The 21,637-nt window shown below is 37.8% G+C and carries 19 protein-coding genes; 9 read left to right on the forward strand and 10 right to left on the reverse strand.

What is annotated here, in order from left to right; genetic code table 11:
- Window positions 1–263: 263 nt before the first annotated feature.
- The 4 genes from WBM60_RS13750 to recA all read right to left on the reverse strand — a co-directional run bounded on the left by WBM60_RS13750 (window position 264) and on the right by recA (window position 3,907).
- Window positions 264–1,814 (reverse strand): hypothetical protein, encoded by a 1,551-nt coding sequence (locus WBM60_RS13750; protein ID WP_424283208.1) that lies wholly within the window; start codon window positions 1,812–1,814, stop codon window positions 264–266.
- Between the two features lie 11 nt (window positions 1,815–1,825).
- Window positions 1,826–2,356 (reverse strand): RNA polymerase sigma factor, encoded by a 531-nt coding sequence (locus WBM60_RS13755; RefSeq protein ID WP_424264128.1) that lies wholly within the window; start codon window positions 2,354–2,356, stop codon window positions 1,826–1,828.
- A gap of 35 nt (window positions 2,357–2,391) precedes the next feature.
- Window positions 2,392–2,808: a hypothetical protein gene (locus WBM60_RS13760; protein ID WP_424264126.1), complete on the reverse strand. Its 417-nt coding sequence runs from the start codon at window positions 2,806–2,808 to the stop codon at window positions 2,392–2,394.
- A gap of 97 nt (window positions 2,809–2,905) precedes the next feature.
- Window positions 2,906–3,907, reverse strand: coding sequence for a recombinase RecA (gene recA, locus WBM60_RS13765; RefSeq protein ID WP_424276392.1), 1,002 nt, complete (start codon window positions 3,905–3,907; stop codon window positions 2,906–2,908).
- Window positions 3,908–4,267: 360 nt separating this feature from the next.
- Between recA and WBM60_RS13770 the strand changes: the two genes are divergently transcribed.
- From WBM60_RS13770 to WBM60_RS13805, 8 genes are all read left to right on the forward strand, one after another.
- Window positions 4,268–5,299 (forward strand): rhodanese-related sulfurtransferase, encoded by a 1,032-nt coding sequence (locus tag WBM60_RS13770; RefSeq protein WP_424263497.1) that lies wholly within the window; start codon window positions 4,268–4,270, stop codon window positions 5,297–5,299.
- Between the two features lie 206 nt (window positions 5,300–5,505).
- Window positions 5,506–6,669, forward strand: a complete 1,164-nt coding sequence (locus tag WBM60_RS13775) for a PSP1 domain-containing protein (protein WP_424263495.1) — start codon at window positions 5,506–5,508, stop codon at window positions 6,667–6,669.
- Window positions 6,662–7,144 carry a gliding motility lipoprotein GldH gene (locus WBM60_RS13780; protein WP_424263493.1) on the forward strand — a complete coding sequence of 161 codons (483 nt, stop codon included), beginning with the start codon at window positions 6,662–6,664 and terminating at the stop codon, window positions 7,142–7,144. Before WBM60_RS13775 ends, WBM60_RS13780 begins: the two co-directional genes overlap by 8 nt.
- Before the next feature lie 3 nt (window positions 7,145–7,147).
- Entirely contained in the window at window positions 7,148–9,490 is a 2,343-nt protein-coding gene (locus tag WBM60_RS13785) for a transglycosylase domain-containing protein (protein ID WP_424263491.1), read from the forward strand.
- Between the two features lie 127 nt (window positions 9,491–9,617).
- Entirely contained in the window at window positions 9,618–10,319 is a 702-nt protein-coding gene (locus WBM60_RS13790; RefSeq protein ID WP_424263489.1) for a CoA transferase subunit A, read from the forward strand.
- Between the two features lie 21 nt (window positions 10,320–10,340).
- Complete coding sequence (locus WBM60_RS13795; protein WP_424263487.1) at window positions 10,341–10,994, forward strand: CoA transferase subunit B; 654 nt, start codon at window positions 10,341–10,343, stop codon at window positions 10,992–10,994.
- Between the two features lie 350 nt (window positions 10,995–11,344).
- Window positions 11,345–11,875, forward strand: a complete 531-nt coding sequence (locus WBM60_RS13800; protein WP_424279670.1) for a GNAT family N-acetyltransferase — start codon at window positions 11,345–11,347, stop codon at window positions 11,873–11,875.
- 11 nt (window positions 11,876–11,886) lie between these two features.
- The gene (locus WBM60_RS13805; RefSeq protein ID WP_424263483.1) at window positions 11,887–13,050 is read left to right on the forward strand and encodes a serine hydrolase domain-containing protein; all 1,164 of its coding nucleotides are present in this window, start codon (window positions 11,887–11,889) and stop codon (window positions 13,048–13,050) included.
- A 64-nt stretch (window positions 13,051–13,114) separates the two neighbouring features.
- On the opposite strand, the gene WBM60_RS13810 is transcribed toward WBM60_RS13805, so the two are convergent.
- The 6 genes from WBM60_RS13810 to WBM60_RS13835 all read right to left on the reverse strand — a co-directional run bounded on the left by WBM60_RS13810 (window position 13,115) and on the right by WBM60_RS13835 (window position 21,259).
- On the reverse strand, window positions 13,115–14,272 hold the full coding sequence (locus tag WBM60_RS13810) for a methionine aminotransferase (RefSeq protein ID WP_424263481.1): 1,158 nt from the start codon (window positions 14,270–14,272) through the stop codon (window positions 13,115–13,117).
- A 103-nt stretch (window positions 14,273–14,375) separates the two neighbouring features.
- Window positions 14,376–15,122, reverse strand: coding sequence for a succinate dehydrogenase/fumarate reductase iron-sulfur subunit (locus WBM60_RS13815; protein ID WP_299159736.1), 747 nt, complete (start codon window positions 15,120–15,122; stop codon window positions 14,376–14,378).
- A 6-nt stretch (window positions 15,123–15,128) separates the two neighbouring features.
- Complete coding sequence (locus WBM60_RS13820) at window positions 15,129–17,132, reverse strand: fumarate reductase/succinate dehydrogenase flavoprotein subunit (protein WP_424263478.1); 2,004 nt, start codon at window positions 17,130–17,132, stop codon at window positions 15,129–15,131.
- 2 nt (window positions 17,133–17,134) lie between these two features.
- Window positions 17,135–17,803, reverse strand: a complete 669-nt coding sequence (locus tag WBM60_RS13825) for a succinate dehydrogenase cytochrome b subunit (RefSeq protein WP_424263476.1) — start codon at window positions 17,801–17,803, stop codon at window positions 17,135–17,137.
- A 184-nt stretch (window positions 17,804–17,987) separates the two neighbouring features.
- Window positions 17,988–18,392, reverse strand: a complete 405-nt coding sequence (locus tag WBM60_RS13830) for a DUF2721 domain-containing protein (protein WP_424263474.1) — start codon at window positions 18,390–18,392, stop codon at window positions 17,988–17,990.
- A gap of 11 nt (window positions 18,393–18,403) precedes the next feature.
- Window positions 18,404–21,259: a VPS10 domain-containing protein gene (locus WBM60_RS13835; protein WP_424263472.1), complete on the reverse strand. Its 2,856-nt coding sequence runs from the start codon at window positions 21,257–21,259 to the stop codon at window positions 18,404–18,406.
- A gap of 181 nt (window positions 21,260–21,440) precedes the next feature.
- Between WBM60_RS13835 and WBM60_RS13840 the strand changes: the two genes are divergently transcribed.
- On the forward strand, window positions 21,441–21,637 hold a 197-nt coding region (locus WBM60_RS13840), incomplete at its 3' end, for an aminopeptidase P N-terminal domain-containing protein (RefSeq protein ID WP_424283209.1).

The following is a 21,637-nucleotide window of genomic DNA, read 5'->3' on the forward strand; positions in this document are numbered from 1 at the left end:
TGGAAGCCCGGGTATTGCAAGAGTAAAGGTTCATTCCTTTTTCAAAACAAAAGAACTAATGGAAAATCAAAAATCGGAATTACGGGAACAAGTAAGAACCATTATTTTAAAAGAGCTCCAAAATAGGCCTTTTAATCGGAATTAGTGGGGCACTAATATAATATACCAAATGGTTTAAAAATAGAAAACATAATTATGCGTGCTATTGAAGTAATAAAGCCATTTTACCCAAGGCATAATAAAACATTAAATTTTCAGAGACACTAAAATTTAAAATTCAAACCGGTAGAGACTCCTATTGAGTAAGGTTGAAAATTACCAGATGTTTCGCTAAATGTGTTTAACTGGTATTTGAACATAGGTTCCAGGTTAAACTGCAGGGTTGGAGAAAACTTATAATTTAGACCAAAACCAATATTTGTGCTTAAATTCACATCATTAATATTATTGGCCTCCCCCATCTCTACAGTGTTTCCATTTGCCTCAAGAACGACTGAATTATCTACCAGAAAAAGTGAGCTCAATCCGCCTATAACGTTTATTCCAAATTTTCGGTCAAGCAGTGCATAATTTATTTCTAAGGGTAATTCCAAATAACCAAAATCTTGAATCATTCTGCCGTCACGAGCAGGGCTTTGAGCCGTAAATTCCATACTGCTTGCCTGTTCTGATAGTTTACTGTCTTCCATATTCCTGACAACCAAATTTTTTGAAGTAGGCACATAATTAATATTATCAATTTGATCACTAGTGGATGCGGTAAGTGAAGCTGAAAAAGATATTTCATTTGTATCATAACCATAATCTACTTTGTGGAGCCCTGAGCGGATACTCAACTTTTTACTGATATCATATGAAACCATCAATCCGTAACTAAGATTAACGTTACCATTTTTCGGATTCGACACAAAATTTGAATGTATTGGCGAGCCATTCCCAAATGAGTTAAAATAAACCGGTGCAATACTGGGCCCAACAGACCATTTATTACTATTACTTTGGGCCACTTCAGTTTCCTGTGATTTCTCAATTTCTTCAAAAATAGACTTCTTACCCATATCAGACTTTTGATCTTCCTCCTCTTTTTCCTCATTCAAATTGCTTACTCCATTGGCGATGGCGGTTTCTTTTAGGGGAGTATCTTTTTGGGGATTATTCTTAGAAATATTATTCTCGCTATCTATAACCGCAGGGTCTTTGACAGAAGTATTGATATTGGCGGCAATTTCAGTATTCCGCTCTTCCTTCATTATTTTGGTATCTTCATCTTTCATAATCTCACTGGGGGTATATTCTGAACGAACAGAGGTAATAGCGGTTTCAGGGTCTGGAGTTCTGGAATTATCGGTATTTTGTTCTGTTTTTGAATTGGTTTTCTCAGATGAAGTAACAATGGTGGTCTCAATATCTTGTAATTCATTTGCTGGACTATTAACATCACCGACAGGAATTGGATTTGTGGTATCTTTTTTTACATCGGAAGAGTTTACCACACTATTCCCATCTTCCTTGTTGTCTGCCGGCAAAATATTTTCAACGTCATTTATCCTTGAATTATCCAAAGAAGGGGCACTTTCAACATCTGTAATTATTTGATCTGTATTTTGATTGCTTTCAAAAGGAATAAAAATGGATAACAATATGGCTAAAATTGCCGCTACTCCCCCTAATTTCCACCAAATAGGAATAATTGGGCGAGACTTTTTCTTTTTATCCAGGGAGGTCGAAATTGCCTTCCAAACCTTTTCGTCCGGCACCTCGTTGAAGTTTTTCAACTTCTCCTGGTATAATTTATCAATATCTTCTTTTTTCATGGCTTAGGTAATTAAGCAATATTTATGTTTTCTTTCTTTATTCGTTCTTTTAAAATCATTCTGGCCCTGGCTAGATTTGATTTTGATGTGCCTTCGGATGTCCCTAATTGTTCGCTTATCTCTTTATGTGTAAACCCATCAAGAACGTACATATTAAAGGTGAGTCTGTATTTATTGGGAAGTTCCTGTATATAACGCAAGAGGGTGGGGAGTTCAACATCCAAATATTCTGAATGAATCTCGGGTTCTTCAGTTACATTATCTGTTACTACTTTCAGGTATTCTTCTTTTCTATATTTCTGAAGTACCGTATTAACCGTAATCCGTTTAATCCAACCTTCAAAAGAGCCTTTAAACTTATACTGACCAATCTTATCGTATATGGTCATAAAGCTATCGTGAAGATTATCTTCGGCCTCCGTTTTATTGCGCGAATATTTTAGGCAGATACCGAACAATATTTTTGCATAATTTCTATACAATTGTTCCTGCGCTTTTCTATCTCCTCTTTTACAATTATGTATGAGTTCTTCCAGACTCAAAATATTGGTTAGATTAACAGACCTAAAATAGTGGATTATTGGTTTACAGGAACTTCAATTTCCAAATATTCCTGCTCGCCGTTTTCATCTTCTCCCGTCCAGAACCTAAAGAGGTAGGTATCTGTATAAAGACAGATAAAGTTAAATGAACCTTCTACTTCGGCCATTCCATCTACACATTCCGGATCATCAAACTGTGATCCTATAGGAACTACATTTCTTGTCGTTTCTGCAATGGGACTTACGTCAAAACCTTCAAAAGAGACACATCCATTAGGCAATGTATAAGTTACATTAATTTGATAGGTCTCATGCAAACTGAATGATTCGGGTAATTCAGCACTTACAACTTGTAGTGGAACAAAATAATAATTCGGTTGATCATCGTTCAAACTACAAGAAGACAAAACAAATGCGAATAATACGAAAAATAGGGAAACTACTCTTTTCATAATCATCTATTAAAATCTTTAGTATAAGATGATAAGATCAGACAATGGTTGCTTAAAAAACCTAAGAATACAGAAAATGAGCTATTTTAAATTAAGCTTATACGGCACCTATGGCTTCTTTTATTTTGCCTTCTAATTCTTCCAGTAGTTCAGGATTATCTTGCAAAAGCGATTTTACTGCATCTCTTCCTTGCCCGAGCTTTGTGTCTCCATAGCTAAACCAGGATCCACTTTTTTTGATAATTTCGTATTGTACTCCAAGATCGAGAATTTCACCTACCTTGGATATTCCTTCCCCGTACATTATATCAAACTCTGCAGTTTTAAAAGGGGAAGCCACCTTATTTTTGACGACTTTCACCCTCGTTTTATTACCCAGGACAGCACCTTCAGTATCTTTTATTTGTGTAGATCTGCGAATATCCAATCTAACGGAAGCATAAAACTTTAGCGCGTTACCTCCCGTAGTAGTTTCAGGATTTCCAAACATAACACCTATTTTTTCCCTTAACTGATTAATGAAGATTACAGTACAATGTGTTTTACTTATAGAACCAGTTAATTTTCGAAGCGCCTGTGACATTAATCTAGCATGTAAACCCATTTTAGAGTCTCCCATCTCACCTTCAATTTCACTTTTTGGAGTTAATGCCGCCACCGAATCTATAATCACTATATCTATAGCGCCCGACCGAATTAGGTTATCTGTAATTTCTAATGCCTGTTCCCCATGATCGGGTTGTGATATAATTAGGTTGTCAATATCGACTCCTAAATTTTTGGCGTAAAACCTGTCAAATGCATGCTCGGCATCAATAAAAGCAGCAATACCCCCATTTTTTTGAGCCTCTGCTATGGCATGTAAAGTGAGGGTGGTTTTTCCGGAAGATTCTGGGCCGTATATTTCAACAACTCTTCCGCGAGGATAACCACCTACACCCAAGGCAATATCCAAGCCAAGTGAACCCGAAGGGATAACTTCTACATCCTCAACAACATAGTCCCCCATTTTCATGACGGCACCCTTGCCATAGGTTTTGTCCAATTTATCCAGTGTTAGTTTTAATGCCTTAAGTTTCGCCTCTTTATCGTTAGCCATGTGTGTTTTTCTATAAAATTAGGAACGCTAAATTACCATTTCTTTTTTCATATAACAATGTCAAAAGCAACCTTTTTAGTATTCCTGCATCTCCCTGATAAGTGTTCGTACTTAAACACAAAATATTCCAAGTGTCCGATGAAATTTGGACAACGGAGACCACATCCTTTCAGGTTGATCTATGAAAAAGAAAATTACCAGGGAGTGGTCCTCAAAGAGTCTTGAACTATCAAGACTCTTTTTTTTTGCAATGGGCAGCAGGAGGCTAACAAATGGGATTATAAGTTTTCTCTTGCGCTATTACGGAATATGTTTAATTTTGTAAACTATTGAATTCTTAAACTTAATAATTGGTATAGCATGCAACTGTACAATACATTAAGTGCTAAAGAAAGAGAAACTCTTATTGAGAAAGCCGGGCAGGAACGTCTGACTATTTCTTTTTACAAGTACGCACATATTGGTAATCCAAAATTATTTAGGAACCATTTATTCATTCATTGGAATGAACTGGATGTTCTGGGAAGAATCTATGTAGCTCCCGAAGGCATTAATGCCCAATTGTCTGTTCCGGCCGATAATTTTTTAAAATTCAAATCACATATAGACAGTATTTCATTTCTTGAAAATGTTCGATTGAATATTGCAATAGAGCAGGATAACAAGTCCTTTTTAAAACTGAAGATTAAGGTGCGGAGCAAAATTGTCGCGGATGGTTTGAATGATGCTACTTTCGATGTAACCAACAAAGGAATACATGTTGATGCCACACATTTTAATGAGTTGATTGACGACCCCAATACAATTTTGGTTGACATGCGAAATCACTATGAAAGTGAAATTGGACATTTTAAAAATGCAATCACACCGGATGTAGATACGTTTAGAGATTCATTGGATATAATAGAAAAGGATTTATCAAACTACAAGGAGAATAAGAACCTTTTGATGTATTGCACCGGAGGGATCCGATGTGAAAAGGCGAGTGCGTACTATAAGCATAAAGGATTTAAAAATGTATTTCAGCTTGAAGGAGGGATTATAGAATACACCCGTCAGGTTAGACAAAAGAATCTTGAAAATAAATTTCTTGGTAAGAATTTTGTATTTGATCACAGACGAGGTGAGCGTATATCCGAAGATATTATAGCGCAGTGTCATCAATGTGGTGAATCATGTGACACCCATGTTAACTGTGCCAATGAAGCTTGTCATTTGCTTTTCATTCAATGTGATGCATGTGCAGATAAAATGAACAATTGTTGTTCAAACCATTGCAAAGAAATCCATGAACTTCCTTTTGAGGAGCAGAAAAGACTTAGAAAAGGGAAAGTGGTTAGTAATAAGATTTTTAAAAAAGGAAGATCAGAGGTCTTGAAATTTAAAAAATAAACCTACCCATATCTTACCGGAATTTATTTTAGTGCTCATTTTCATGAACTTATTACATCACCCTAAGATGTGAAGATCGATTATTTTTCTACAATAATTGTCACTTTCCATCACAGTAAAAAAGTACTATCTTTACCTTCAATAATTATTTATGAACCTCTTTTAGCAAAACCAAAAGTTGGATTTGCTAAACCAAGATATAAAATATGGGTTGTAACAGTTGTTCAACCGGCAAGGATGGGCAGCCGCGTGGATGCAAAAATAATGGAACTTGCGGCACAGATAGCTGCAATAAATTGACAGTGTTTGACTGGCTTTCTAATATGTCTCTGCCAAGTGGTTCTCAGCCATTTGATTGTGTTGAAATTCGATTTAAAAATAGCAGGAAAGAGTTTTTCAGGAACACGGAAAATCTGCCATTATCCATTGGCGATATTGTGGCCACACAGGCTAAATCTGGCCATGACATTGGCCTTGTTACTTTAACCGGAGAATTAGTTAAGGTGCAGATGAAGCGAAAAAAAGTTCCCGATTCTGAAGAGGAAATCCCCAAAGTATATCGCAAAGCAACTCAAAAGGACATAGACAAATGGCAGAAGTGTCGTGATAAGGAAGAAGAGATAAAAAAGCGAGCCCGCGAAATGGCTATTTTGTTGAAATTACAGATGAAGATCTCTGATGTGGAATTTCAGGGGGATGGTTCTAAGGCTACGTTCTACTATACGGCGGAAGAACGTATAGATTTCAGACAATTGATTAAGGATATGGCGAAGGCCTTTGGCATTCGTATAGAAATGAGGCAAATTGGGTATAGACAGGAAGCACAACGTTTAGGAGGAATTGGTTCTTGCGGTAGGGAATTGTGTTGCTCTACCTGGTTGTCGGATTTCCGTTCAGTAAGCACTTCCGCAGCACGCTATCAACAACTTTCACTTAATCCGCAAAAATTGGCAGGCCAATGTGGTAAACTAAAGTGTTGTTTGAACTATGAGCTGGATCTGTATTTAGAGGCATTAGAGGATTTCCCTTCTCAGGATAGTAAATTATTCACTGAAAAAGGAGTAGCTTTTTGTCAAAAAACAGACATTTTTAAAGGGATGCTTTGGTTCTCCTATAAAGAAGACGCCTCTAACTGGCATGCACTCACTAAAGAACAAGTTCAGGAGATTCTGGATAAGAATAAAGCAAAAAAGCCGGTAGCCAGCCTTGAGGAGTATGCTGCTGAAAATATTGAAGAAGAAAAGATGATTTTTGAAAATGTTGTGGGACAGGACAGTCTTACAAGGTTTGACCGCCCGAAGCGTAGAAATAAGGGAAACAATAATAAAAAAAGAAGGAATAACAGAAAAAGACCTGCCAAAAATGTCTAATAGGATTTTCTATTCAATTTTAGTTTTATTGATTTTGGCATGTGATGATAAGCTGACACATTCGGAATTTCAGGCAAATCCTGGCGGCATATGGGGCAAAGGTGACGCAAAAGAATTTAGCTTCACAGAAAATGACACGATTAGCGCGAATGATATATTTATTTCCATAAGAAATGATGAATCTTTCCCCTACAGCAATTTATTTTTAATAGCAGATTTAAAATATCCTAATGGCGATATCCAAAGGGATACCCTGGAGTATGAAATGGCTATGCCGGATGGCAAATGGCTGGGAAAAGGATATGGCAGTATTAAAGAAAATAAACTTTGGTATAAGGAAAACATCATTTTTCCCGTTAAGGGCGTATATACTTTACAAATTTCCCATGCTATGCGCAAAAATGGCAACGCAGATGGGATCATGGAACTAGAAGGCATCACTGATGTTGGTTTCTTAATTGAAAAGCGTAAATAAGTTATGGCAAAAGCCCGGAAAAAGAAGGTTTCTTCCAACTTTTCTAAGTTTATTAAATGGTTTTGGATTCTGTTTGTATCAGGACTTTTTTTGATATTTTTAATATTTCTTTTAGCTTCCTGGGGATTTTTGGGAGAAATGCCAACGTTTGAACGGTTGGAGAATCCACAGACAAATTTAGCGACTGAGATCATCTCTTCAGATGGTCAAACCCTTGGAAAATTTTATTTAGATGACAACAGAACCCCTGTGTCCTATAATGAATTGCCGGAGAATTTGGTTAATGCCCTGGTTGCTACAGAAGATGCAAGATATTTTGATCATTCCGGGATAGATGCCAGAGGTACTTTGAGGGCAATGGTATTTCTTGGTAAGCGAGGGGGCGCCAGTACAATTTCTCAACAATTATCTAAATTATTATTTACCAAAAGAATATCCGGCGGAGCCGCAGGCAGGATTATCCAAAAAGTAAAGGAATGGGTAATAGCGATACGTCTGGAAAGGCAATATACCAAGGAAGAGATAATTGCCTGGTATCTGAACACCTATGATTTTATAAATAATGCAGACGGAATACGCTCCGCATCAAGAATTTATTTTGGAAAAGAACCCATTGAGTTAAAGCCGGAAGAATCTGCTGTACTGGTTGGAATGTTAAAAAACTCCTCACTCTATAACCCCATCAGAAGAGAAGAATTAGTATTGAATCGACGTAACACCGTATTGGGTCAAATGGCTAAATATGACTTTATTACTGAAAAGGAAAGGGATTCACTACAGGCGTTGAAAATGGACATAAATTTTACTCCGGAATCTCACAGGGATGGTCTTGCTACCTATTTCAGAATGTATTTACAAGGGTTTCTAAATGATTGGATTGAAAAAAACCCCAGACCTGCAGAAGAAGGTGAAAGAGATCGGTGGAATATTTATTTAGACGGACTTAAAGTTTATACCACCGTTGATTACCGGATGCAGAAAAATGCTGAGGATGCCGTAAAGCAACATATGAAGCGACTTCAAAAAGAGTTTTTTCATCAAAATACGCCAGATAGAAATGCAACGGCCCCATTTTTGGACCTGAATACCGAAGAGACAAACAGAATCATGGAGCGTGCTATGAGAACTTCGGAACGCTGGCGCATCATGAAGTCCAATGGTGCCTCTGAGAATGAGATCAGGGCATCATTTACCGAAAAAACGGAAATGACAGTATTTGATTGGAATAGTGACATCCAGGAGAAGGACACTGTTATGACCCCTTTAGATTCCATAAGATATTATAAAACCTTTTTAAGGACTGCAATGATGTCAATGGAACCCCAAACAGGCCATGTGAAGGCTTGGGTAGGGGGCCTTAACTATAAACATTTTCAATACGACAATGTAATACAGGGCGCAAGACAGGCCGGCTCGACTTTTAAACCATTCGTTTATGCTGCCGCTATTGATCAACTGAGATTATCACCCTGTGATTCACTTCCGGATAGTCAGTATTGTATTGAGGCAGGTAAACATGGTAACCCGGAACCATGGTGCCCTAAAAATGCTGATGGTAAGTTTTCCGGAAAGATGTATACTTTGAAACGTGCTCTTGCCAACTCTGTAAATTCAGTTACTGCTCAATTAATAGACAGAGTAGGCCCTAAACCTGTTGTAGCCATTGTTAAAGATCTTGGATTAACCGGAGAGATTCTTGAAGTGCCTTCAATTGCCCTGGGAACCCCAGATTTAAATGTTTATGAAATGGTAGGGGCATATGGTACTTTCGTAAATCAAGGTGTTTATGTAAAACCGGTCATGGTTACCCGAATTGAAGATAAAAATGGGGCTGTGCTCTTTGAGTACGTTCCTGAAACAAAAGACGTGCTGAGTAAGGAGGTAGCATATGCAATGGTTAATTTAATGGAAGGAGTTACAGAAGGTGGATCAGGAACCAGACTACGGCATTCTTTCAATAAAGACCAAACGGTATATAAGGAGATAATCACCGGTTATCCTTATGAATTTACAAATCCGATTGCCGGAAAAACCGGAACAACACAGAACCAAAGTGACGGTTGGTTTATGGGAATGGTGCCCAATCTGGTGACAGGTGTATGGGTTGGAGGCGAAGATAGGGCTACACATTTTAAGACTATTACATATGGTCAGGGAGCTTCGATGGCTTTACCTATATGGGCTTTATATATGAAAAGTAATTATGAGAATGAGGATTTAGGAATTTCTATGGATGAATTTCCAATACCGGAAGAGCTTACTATCAATGTTAATTGTTCAAAAAAAAATGAAGAAACCCCATTAAAAGATAATCTTGAAGACGACCTTGATGATTTTGATTTTTAGTAAAATTTAATATTATACAAGATTTATCAAATTAAACTAATCCCGCTTTTTGGCGGGATTTTTTTATTTAAAAACGTATTTTAGTGGTAATAGGAAATAGGATTTTTAATTAGCTTATTTATTACTTATGATACGTAAAACAGTGGCCAATGTGCAGGAGGCATTAAAAGGAGTAGAAGACGGAATGACCTTTATGTTAGGGGGTTTTGGGCTTTGTGGTATACCTGAAAATGCAATTACGGAACTCGTCCGTTTGGGAATAAAAGATATTACCTGTATTAGTAATAATGCGGGAGTTGATGATTTTGGTCTGGGCTTATTACTTCAGAAACATCAGATTAAAAAAATGATCTCCTCATATGTTGGTGAAAATGACGAATTTGAACGGCAAATGCTAAGTGGGGAATTAGATGTTGAATTAACCCCTCAGGGAACCCTTGCGGAAAAATGTAGAGCGGCACAAGCCGGATTCCCGGCCTTCTATACCCCCGCCGGGTATGGAACCGAGGTGGCAGAGGGTAAGGAAACACGAGATTTTAAGGGTAAAATGTATGTTCTTGAGCACGCCTTTGAAGCTAATTTTTCCTTTGTTAAGGCCTGGAAGGGTGATGAAGCCGGTAATTTAATTTTCAAAGGGACTGCGCGTAATTTTAATCCTTGTATGTGCGGTGCCGCTAAGATAACAGTTGCAGAAGTAGAAGAATTAGTGCCCGCTGGTGGTCTTGATCCAAATGAAATACATATCCCCGGTATATTTGTACAACGAATCTTCCAGGGAGAACACTATGAAAAGAGAATAGAACAACGGACTGTTAGATCGCGGAACTAAATACTAATAAAAGATCATATTATGCTGGATAAAATTGGTATAGCAAAAAGAATTGCCAGGGAAGTGAAAGATGGGTTTTATGTCAATCTTGGAATTGGCATTCCAACCCTTGTGGCTAATTATGTCAGAGATGATATTAACGTTGAATTTCAAAGTGAAAATGGTGTTTTGGGCATGGGTCCATTCCCTTATGAAGGTGAAGAAGATGCCGATATAATTAATGCCGGCAAACAAACCATTACAACCTTACCAGGGGCTTCCTTTTTTGACTCTGCAACTAGTTTTGGAATGATTCGCGGAAAACACGTTGACCTTACTATTCTCGGAGCTATGGAAGTATCTCAAAATGGAGATATTGCCAATTGGAAAATACCCGGAAAAATGGTAAAAGGAATGGGTGGAGCAATGGATCTTGTTGCATCGGCAGAGAATATTATCGTGGCAATGATGCATACAAATAAGAAAGGAGAATCAAAGCTGTTAAAAAAATGTTCCCTGCCCCTGACTGGTGTTGGCTGTGTAAAAAAAGTGGTGACCAATCTTGGGGTTCTGGAGGTTACTTCAAAGGGATTCCGATTGCTTGAAAGAGCTCCGGGTGTCAGTGTTGAGTCTATAAAACAGGCAACGGAGGGAACATTACTAATTGAAGGAGATATTCCGGAGATGACCGTTTAACGATCAAAATAAACGCTTTATCGACAAATTTAAATGAGTGACTTTTTTCACAACAATTTGGAGATACTTCACAACATATTTTTAGATACTTGAATCGCACACATTATCTTTATACCATAGTTATTAAACCCCAAATCTTATTTTATTAAAATTCCAAAAGCTATGGACGCACAAATTAACCACAGACCTATTGAAGAAGAAATCCAGGTATACCGAAACGAATTTTTTAGCGGTATAGTAATGTTGACCAGAAAACTGTTTATGTTTTAGTACGTAATCACAAAATATTTAAAGGAGTAAAGCAATATGTTTTACTCCTTTTTTTATTTTAGGGGATATTTCATGACAGTATGAAACTTCATTTATCAAAATGTACTACTTCTGATTTAGATAAACTTATTTCAATTTCCAGAAAGACATTTATTGATGCCTTTAAATTGGAAAACAACCCGGATGATTTTAATGCTTATATGAAAAAAGCTTTTTCTGAAGAACAACTTTTAATGGAACTGGCAGACCCTCTGATGTCCTTTTATTTGGTTTTCTCAGAAAATGAGGTCTTAGGATATTTTAAATTAAATGAAGATGATGCACAAAGAGACATAAAGGATAGAAATGCCATTGAATTAGAAAGAATATACGTAATAAGCGCATTTCAGGGAAATAAAATAGGACATTGGATGCTAAATCAAATTAAATATATTGCAGCCAACAAAAAAAAGAGCTACTTATGGCTTGGCGTGTGGGAGAAAAATACCAATGCCATCAGATTTTATGAAAAGAATGGATTTATAAAATTTGGAAGGCATCCTTATTATATTGGAAACGATAAACAAATGGATTGGTTAATGAAGCTGAATTTGGTTAACTTGGAAAAATAATACTATAAAGAATGTATATAAAAACCCTTGTCGCTGCTATTTTATTGTTTACAATAAATACTGCTATTGGTCAGCAGGCTTATTATTTTCCTGAAAGAAATGCTGAATGGCAGGAAAGACCCCCATCCACTTATAATCTCAATGAAACGAAGCTTAATGAAGCTGTCAATTTTGCCAAAAGGAACGAGTATTCGGGGTCAAGAGATTTACGGATTGCAATTTTAAAGGGATTTGAGCGCGAACCATTTCATCAAATTTTAGGACCTACTAAAAAACGGGGAGGCCCGGCAGGTATAATCTTAAAAAACGGTTTCATTGTTCAAAAATGGGGAGATATTAAACGTGTTGACATGACTTTTAGCGTAACTAAGAGTTTTTTGTCTACCGTTGCAGGTCTCGCTGTAGATAGTCATCTAATTGAAAGTACAGATGACAAAGTTTCTTCTTATATCTGGGATGGCACATTTGCAGGAGAGCACAATAGTAAAATTAGCTGGAAGCATTTGCTACAACAAAATTCAGATTGGTCAGGAGAGTTATGGGGTGGCAAGGATTGGGCAGACAGACCTCCAAAAGATGGAGGATTGGATGATTGGAAATTCAGAGAACTCAAGGAACCCGGCACCGTAATGGAATATAATGATGTCCGTGTAAATGTACTGGCTTATGCATTGACACACGTTTGGCGAAAGCCCGTTCCTGTTGTACTTAAGGAGCATATAATGGATAAAATTGGAGCTTCAACTACATGGCGCTGGTATGGCTACGAAAATGCCTGGACTGTAATTGACGGAATAAAAATGAAATCTGTTACTGGGGGTGGTCATTCAGGTGCAGGAATTTTTATAAGTACAGAAGATATGGCCCGTTTTGGCTTGCTATTTCTTAATAATGGAAAATGGAACTCAGAACAGCTTCTTAACGAGGCCTGGATACAGGAAGCAACAACGCCTTCAGTGCCAAATCCTAATTATGGCTATATGTGGTGGCTTAACAATAAAGGGGATCGACATTGGGAGGGACTTTCAGAAGACATCTACTATGCGGCCGGCTTTGGAGGGAATTTTATTGTAATTGATAAGGCTAATAATCTCGTAGTGATCACAAGATGGCTGGAACCCTCTAAGATTGGAGATTTGATGGTTCTAATTAATGGCGCAATAGAAGGGAATTAGCATATTTTGTAATTTAGAAAACTAAAAATTGCATTAAGCCATCGACTATCTGACTGAGGAAAAGCTATATTGAAGTAATGATTTCAGCCGCCTTTAAGAGGGTTTCAGTGGTCTTTGCAAAACAAATCCGTATCTGTTTATTATCTAAAAAATCTTTATTAAAAACCGAAATTGGAATACAGGCAATACCGAATTCTTTAACGAGTCTTTCTGCAAAATCAAGATCACTTTCGTCAGTGATTTCTGAAAAATCCAGTAGCTGAAAATAAGTTCCCCGAGTAGGTGTAAACTTGAATCTGGAATTTTTGATTGCTGTTAAAAACAAATCCCGTTTTTCCTGATAAAAAGGCCCTAGATCTAAATAGTGTGCAGGGTTCTTAAGGTATTCTGCCAGTGCTCGCTGAAAGGGGTGGTTAACGCAAAACACATTGAATTCATGAATTTTCTGAAATTCTTTCATCAGTTCTGCCGGAGCAGCACAATAACCCATTTTCCACCCGGTTGCATGAAAAGTTTTACCAAAAGAGGCACAAACAAAGCTTCGCGAGGCTAAATCAGCGTATTTAGAAGCACTTTCGTGGATGTTATTATCAAATACAATATGTTCATACACTTCATCGCTTAATAAAATGATATTCGTGTCTTTTAGACAACTTTGGAGCATTAACATATCGGAATTTGAAAATACCATCCCGCTGGGATTATGTGGTGTATTAATAATGACCATCCTGGTTTTGTCACTAAGATGTGATTTAAATACACCCCAATCTATAGCATAGTCCTTTCCTGTTAATTGAATTAACACAGGAATACCACCATTTGCTTTTATAGCCGGTTCATAACAATCATAGGCCGGTTTAAGAACTATTACTTCATCATTTGGCCAAACCAGTGCTGAAATAGCGGTAAAAATGGCTTGAGTAGCTCCTACTGTAATGGTTATTTCAGACTGCGGGTCGTATTTAGTTCCATACAAAAGGGCGATCTTTTCAGCAATAACCTCCTTAAGAGGATAAATACCACCTAAAGGAGCGTATTGATTATAACCCTCTTTCATTGCCTTGGTAACTAATTGTATAAGAACGGGATCTGGTTCAAAATTGGGAAAACCCTGAGATATGTTAATGGCATTGTACTTTTTTGCGAGACCACTCATTGTACTGAATATAGATTCAGGCAACTTGGGCAATTTGGAAGTAAGATGGTGTGCAGACGACTTCATAGCAGATTAGTTATGGTAAAAATAGCAAAAAAGATACGGGATATTCCAAATAAAAATCCCGGATAATTCTATCCGGGATTTTAGAAAAATATCCACTTTTATTCTAGCCTTTTATTGAGGCGCCTAAATACTCTCTATTCATTCTGGCAATATTATCCAAAGAAATGCCTTTTGGGCATTCTATCTCACATGCACCCGTATTTGTGCAGTTTCCGAAGCCTTCCAGATCCATCTGGCGCACCATGTTTTGTACGCGTTCTGTCGCTTCTATTCGTCCTTGAGGTAATAAGGCAAACTGTGATACTTTGGCAGAAGTAAATAACATGGCGCTGGCATTTTTACAAGCTGCCACACATGCTCCACAACCAATACAAGCTGCTGCGTTAAAGGCCTTATCCGCATTGTCTTTCCTTATTGGGATGGAATTAGCATCAACTGTTCTGCCTGAAGTGTTCACAGAAATAAAACCACCAGCCTGTTGAATGCGTTCAAAAGCATTTCTGTCTACAATCAAATCTTTGATTACCGGAAAAGCTTTAGCTCTAAATGGTTCAATTACTATCGTATCCCCGTCCTTGAAACTGCGCATATGCAGTTGACATGCGGTGATAAGTCTGTCCGGACCATGAGGACGTCCGTTAATTTGAAGAGAACATGTACCGCAGATTCCTTCGCGGCAATCATGGTCAAATTCAATAGGTACCTCCCCTTTCGATATTAAATCCTCATTTAATATATCCAGCATTTCCAGAAAGGACATATCACCTTCAATACCATCCATAGTATAGTCTACTATTTTTCCTTTTGAGGAAGCATCTTTTTGACGCCATATTTTAAGATAAATCTTCATAGCTTATTATTTATAGGAACGCGTCTTTAATTCAATATTTTCATAAATCAAATTCTCTTTATGCAGTTTGGCGTCTTTAGGTTCTCCTTTATATTCCCAGGCTGACACAAATTTGAAATTTTTGTCGTCACGTAACGCTTCCCCTTCAGGAGTTTGATATTCTTCTCTAAAATGACCCCCACAAGATTCGTTTCGCTCCAAAGCATCCATTGCAAAAAGCTCCCCTATCTCTAAGAAATCCGCTACACGGCCTGCTTTTTCTAATTCCTGATTTTTGTCATCTGCAGCTCCGGGCACTTTTACATTCTCCCAGAAATCCTTTCTTAAAGCGGCAATGTCTTCAATAGCTTCTTTTAATCCTTTAGCATTACGAGACATACCACATTTATTCCACATGATTTTACCTAGCTTTTTGTGATAGTAATCAACAGAATGAATTCCCTTTGCGGACATTAATCTATTGATCTTGTCTAAAACATCCTTCTCGGCTTTATCAAATTCTTCGGAATCCGTTGGTATAGGCCCCGTACGGATATCATCGGCTAGGAAATCACCAATAGTATACGGCAAAACAAAGTAACCATCTGCCAAACCTTGCATTAACGCAGATGCTCCAAGCCTGTTTGCTCCATGGTCACTGAAATTAGCCTCGCCTGCTGCATAACATCCGGGAATCGTAGTCTGCAAATTGTAATCAACCCATAACCCTCCCATAGTGTAATGTACCGCAGGATAGATCATCATAGGGGTTTTATATGGATTCTCATCCACAATTTTTTCATACATCTGGAATAAATTTCCATATTTGGCTTCTACAACCTCTTCTCCAAGTTTTCTTATATGTGCGTTATCGGCATCTTTTAGACCTGATGTGAGTGCTTTTTCTTTTCCATACCGCATTATGGCGGCATCAAAATCCAGAAAAACTGCTTCTCCTGTTTTATTTACTCCATATCCCGCATCACAACGTTCTTTTGCCGCTCTTGAAGCTACATCGCGAGGCACGAGATTGCCAAAAGCGGGATATCTGCGTTCTAAATAGTAATCCCTGTCTTCTTCTTTTAATTGAGTTGGCTTTAATTTTCCTTCTCGAATGGCCTTAGCGTCATCTAATTTTTTTGGCACCCATATCCTTCCGTCGTTCCTAAGAGATTCCGACATTAAAGTGAGTTTGGATTGATGTTCTCCTGAAACCGGGATGCAGGTAGGATGGATTTGTGTATAGCAAGGGTTCGCAAAAAAAGCGCCTCTGCGATGCGTGCGCCAGGCAGCCATTACATTGGCTCCCATACAATATGTAGAGAGAAAAAATAAATTACCATATCCCCCTGAAGCTATAACAACTGCATGAGCAGAGTGACGTTCAATTTCTCCGGAGATGAGATTTCTTGCAATAATTCCTCTTGCTTTTCCATCGACAATTACCAAATCCAGCATTTCATGCCTGGTATATGACTTTATCTTGCCACGATGTATTTGCCGGTTCATTGCAGCATAGGCACCCAACAAAAGTTGCTGTCCTGTTTGTCCCTTGGCGTAAAAAGTCCTGGAAACCAAAACGCCACCAAAGGATCTGTTATCTAAAAGGCCACCATAATCACGGGCAAACGGCACTCCCTGAGAAACGCATTGATCTATAATATTTCCCGAAACTTCAGCTAAGCGATAGACGTTAGCCTCCCGCGACCTGTAGTCGCCACCCTTTACCGTGTCATAAAATAGTCTGTAATCGCTGTCGCCATCGCCCTGATAATTTTTCGAAGCATTTATTCCGCCTTGTGCAGCTATAGAATGTGCCCTTCTGGGAGAGTCCTGGTAACAAAAAGTTTTAACATTGTAACCCAATTCTGCGAGCGAAGCAGCCGCGGAACCTCCTGCAAGACCGGTACCGACAATAATGATGTCGATATTCCTTTTATTGGCAGGATTTACTAAATCTATTTCATTTTTATGTTTTGTCCATTTGTCAGCCAAAGGCCCGGATGGAATTTTAGAATCAAGAATGCCCATAATTAATGCGTTATAGGGTTAAGATGATGATATATAGCAATAAAGACAAATGCCAAAGGAATTACTATTGCATAGATCTTGGTAAATGATTTTATAGACGGGGTATACTTATTGTTTAAACCCATACTCTGAAAAGATGAGGCAAAGCCATGCCATAAATGAAGGCTGAGCAATCCGAAAGAAACAATATAAAGAAGAGTTCTCCACATGGGAGCAAATTTCTCCACAGTTTCCGCATAATAACGTGTAGGGTCTTCAGGATTGGCCTCTATATATTTGTAAGTCATTTCATGAATCCAAAAGTCATAAAAGTGTAAGCCCAGAAAGGCAAGGACAACCAGACCAGTGATTATCATATTACGTGAAACCCATGGAGCGTTGGCAGCTCCTTTGTATTTGGTGTATTTAATTGATCGTGCCTGCTTATTTTGGAACTCAAGAACTATTCCCATTACAAAATGTACAATAACACCAATTATCAACACGGGCTGCATTATATATTGCACCAGTACATTATAGCCCATAAAATGGGACCATTGGTTAAAGGTGTCTGGGGAAATTACAGAGGTTAAATTTATGGTGACGTGAAGCGCCAAAAACAATACCAAAAAAAGACCCGAAAGTGCCATTACCACTTTTCGGGCTATGGACGATTTAATCAGTGAACTCATTAGTTATAGTTTAGGGGACCAAATTTAAGTCAAGACGAAATCATTAACAAATTTCCTGACCTAATAGAATGGTATTTAGATTGATTTTAAGAAAATATAAAGAGTTTGATTGACATTGGTAAAGAAAACTATGGTAAACCAATAAAAAAGAGAGCTAATATGAGTTTATGGAATATGATTAATATTATTTTTTCTCAATTTTTACTCCCATATCTGCTAACTGTATGGTAAGGGAGTTTGTAGAGAGTTGTACTTCAATCAAGGATAAAATCAAAGAAACCATTAGAGCAAGAAGACTAATACCAAAGATGAGGTTGGCCCAGAAATCTTGTTCTATATAGATCAGAAACATAGTAATAGCACTGAACAGGAAACTTAATATTGCCACTGCCTGCATATTCTTTATGATTTTAAGCCGTTTTTCTAATTGCCTCACCTGTATACCCAATCCGCGTGAAGCCTTTTCCTGATATTGTTTATGCAATTGACGTATAAGCGCTGCTATTGCTAAATATCGGGCATTGTAAGCCAACATACTTAGCGAAATGGCAGGAAATAAAAGCGCCGGGATACTTAGCGTTAATTCCATATAATTTAAGTTTATTCAATTTTAAATTTAATTTTTTGACTAGCTGCGCCTGACGAAATTTCTACCTCATAGGCCCCAATGGGTAAATAGGTTTTACCATCTTCGGCCGTTTTAAGCGTCACTTTATTTTTTTTCAAATAGTCCAGTTTTCCTTTCTTGGAAAATGCGACATCAAAAGACATAATATTTAAACCTTTGTCTGCTTTAAGCACGGACTCACTTACTATGGTTTTATCTGAAGAAAAAACTTTTGCCGTGTAATCTGTTGATTTTTTCGAATAAAACACAATGTCCAATCCGGGAGTATTTGGTTTTGACCAGGAGCTGTATGGATTGCCCCATCTTTGCGAGTGTTTTAGGTTATCTGGTTTAAAAATATGCAATTCCCTTGCAAGGATATCTTCGTTCATTTCCTGTAAACATGAAATATTTGTTTTATAGATGCTTCTTCCATGGGTTCCTACCAACAGATCTTTAGCTTCTGGCTGAATTACCAAATCGTGCACAGCGACGTTGGGAATTCCGTTTTGAAATAATTCCCAGGAATTACCTTGATTGACTGACATGTATAGTCCGTTGTCCGTACCTATAAATAAGAGATTTTCATTTTCAGGATCTTCAATTATTACATTTACCGGTGAAGCAGGAATACTGGAAGCAATATTTTTCCACGAATTGCCGTAGTCATTGCTCATATAAACATAGGGCGTTAAATCATCCTTGCGGTATCCATTAAGGGTGACATATATCCGTTCTTTTTTATGTTTGGAGGCTGCGACCCTGCTGACCCAGAGATTTTTCGGAAGCTCACCTGATATCAAATTCCAGTTGCCGCCACCGTTTTTTGAAAGATGCACGAGCCCGTCATCACTGCCTGTATAAATCAAACCAAATTTTAAGGGAGATTCACTTATAGTTGTTAGAGTACCATATGCTACATTTCCTTTTTTTCCTCCCTGTGTAAGATCGTCAGAAATTGCTTCCCAGTCCTTACCCTGATTAAGTGAACGGTGAAGTTTATTACTCCCCAGATAAAGAATATCCTGATTATGTGCAGAGAGCAATATTGGCGTTTGCCAATTAAAGCGGTAAGGTTGCTCACCTAGTTCATGTTTGGGCCGTATGCTAGTGGTTTTATTTTCATTTAAAGCAAGGCGATAATAATTACCAAACTGAAATCCGGTATAAACAATATTTGAATTTCTTTTGTCTACCTGAACCTGCATCCCATCTCCTCCAAGAATCATTTTCCACGGGTATTGTCCGACCTGTTGCCATTTGCTATTCTCAACAGAATTGTGGGCGCCTCTCCATACGCCATTATCCTGAAGCCCCCCATAGACATTATAAGGTTTCTCATAATCAATATTAATCGCGTAGAATTGGCCTACGGACGGGGTGTTATTTTTAATCCAGTTAGCTCCGTCATCATATGAGATATTTACTCCACCATCATTTCCATTAATTAGATGTCCTGGTTTTTTAGGATTTACCCATAAAGCGTGATGGTCTGCATGCACATTATCCCCATTAATTGAAGTGAAGGTTTTACCACCATCTGCAGACTTTATAATGGGTACACCTCCCAAATAAATTTTATTTTTATCAGTGGCATCTACTCTGATCTGGGCAAAATAATACCCATAGCTGTAAAAAAGATCATCAATATATTCTTCATTTCTTTTATTCCAGGTTAGTCCTCCATCTTCACTTCTATATACCTCAGCACCAACAACAGGGGTATCAAATAGTGTAGAATTGGAAGTTTCAAGATAACGGGCAAGATCCAGAGGTTTAGCAGTGCCGCTTTGAATAAGCTGTTTTACATTTTCAGCCTTGTATTTTTCCTGAAACCCATTTCTTTTTAGGTACTTATCAAGTTCTTTATTATCCAGTTTTAGAAAAGTGTCGACAGTCATGGACTTAAAATCATCTTTAGTAAGTTCGCCGGATTCTTCAGGATCAATTTCCTTTTTTGTTCTTCGAAACTGACTGTCGAGGACTGCATACACGGTATTTTCATCATAAACTGTCAAACCGATGCGCCCAACATTTTCACCAGAGGGGAATCCACTATTACCACCACTTATCTCTGTCCACGTACTACCACCATCTATACTCTTATAAATACCGGAACCACTACCGTTGCCTTTAAAATTCCAGGCTTTTCGATCTTTTTCCCAAGCTGCCGCATAAATAATATTAAAATTCCCGGGAACAAAGGCCAGGTCGATAATACCAGTAGCTTCATTTATATAAAGGGTTTTTTCCCAGGTAGAACCTCCATCTGAAGTCTTATAAATTCCGCGCTCCTCATTATTGGTGTACAAATGACCGGTTACACCCACAACTAACTCGTTGGGGTTATTGGGGTTTATCACAATCCTACCAATATGCTGCGAATCTAAAAGCCCCTTATTTACCCAGGATTTACCCTTGTCATTAGATTTTAGAAGACCAATTCCGGCATAGGATGAACGTGAAGCATTGTTCTCACCGGTTCCTACCCAAATGGTCCCGGAACTCCAATCGATTGCAATATCTCCAATATTTTGTGTAGCGGAATTATCCATTACCGGGGAAAATGTGGTGCCATTATTATTTGTATACCAAAGACCGCCTGAGGCATAGGCTGCATAAAATTCAGTAGGATCATCAGGATTTACATCAATATCTACAACTCTTCCACTCATTATTGTGGGGCCAATACTAGAGAAAGGAATATTTTTAACAAGCGAATTAGCCTCCATTTGCTTTTTGAGCATCAGCGCTGCTTCAATATTTTGTGATTGTCCTGATATGGATTGAGCGGTACTTACAAAAAAAACGAAAAATGCAATTAGTGAGTGATAAAATTTAATGGACATGAAACTAAATATGAGTGTGTGAAAATATGAATTTGCCATTGTGCAGACAAAAATATATTGATAGACTTCTATTTTTTAATGATTTTGCTAGGAATTATTCGAGTCTGAATACTTCTTAATTTGATCTTCCTTTTTGAAGTAAACATGCTTATGCCTATTTTTGAGGAAAGTACGTTGTTTTATGAAATATGAACAAATAAAAAGTGAGTTGTATAAGAAGAATCGCGCAAAATTCATGGCTCAGATGAAGCCAAAGAGTATTGCGATTTTTAATTCCAACGACATCTACCCTATTAGTGCCGACAGCACCATGCCATTTCAACAACATAGAGATATTTTATACCTGAGTGGTGTAGATCAGGAAGAATCCATCCTTTT

Origin of the sequence: Eudoraea sp. (assembly GCF_049669105.1) — a bacterium.
GTDB lineage: Bacteria > Bacteroidota > Bacteroidia > Flavobacteriales > Flavobacteriaceae > Eudoraea.